Source organism: Pseudomonas sp. TREG-RG-20F-10-E-6-01 (assembly GCF_022662455.1).
GTDB lineage: Bacteria > Pseudomonadota > Gammaproteobacteria > Pseudomonadales > Pseudomonadaceae > Aquipseudomonas.
The window spans coordinates 1-455 of sequence record NZ_JAKNQP010000044.1 but is presented as its reverse complement, the minus strand read 5'-3'; the positions used below and the strand labels follow the sequence as shown (position 1 = coordinate 455).

Annotated in this window: 1 protein-coding gene; it reads right to left on the bottom strand. The window is 61.3% G+C overall.

All coding sequences use genetic code 11. The annotated features are described in order from the left end of the window. On the bottom strand, window positions 1-455 hold a 455-nt coding region (locus tag L8K08_RS30195; RefSeq protein WP_242201992.1), incomplete at both ends, for a DUF4055 domain-containing protein.

The following is a 455-nucleotide window of genomic DNA, read 5'->3' as shown; positions in this document are numbered from 1 at the left end:
GCGCAGCACCACATGATGGCTCGCGTGTATGCCTCGCTGACGTTTGCCACACAGCCAGCGAGCACCGATGTGGATGCCGACTGATCGCCGCGCGACTCGGTAGCTGTCTTGGTGGCAAGTGAAGCCACCACCATCCGTGCGCCGAGTTCGATCATCATCTGGTTCTTATCGGCCATTGCCTCCTTGACCAGCGTGTTCGGCGCCGGTTGTGCGTAGCCGAATGCACCACCCGCCGGCAGCATCATCGGCGCCCTGGAGCCGACATAGACGCCGTTCTTCTCCATCCAGTCGCGCCACTGCTCATCAAGGCCGCTGATCCACGGCTGAGCCTGACCACACCAGAAGACGCTGTCTTCGTAATCGGCACTGTTCCGGTAATGGCCCAGGTTGATCATGGCGATGTCGTACAGCGGCGACTCGTCGATGCTTGGGTCGTTGTTCTGCGCGCCGACGAA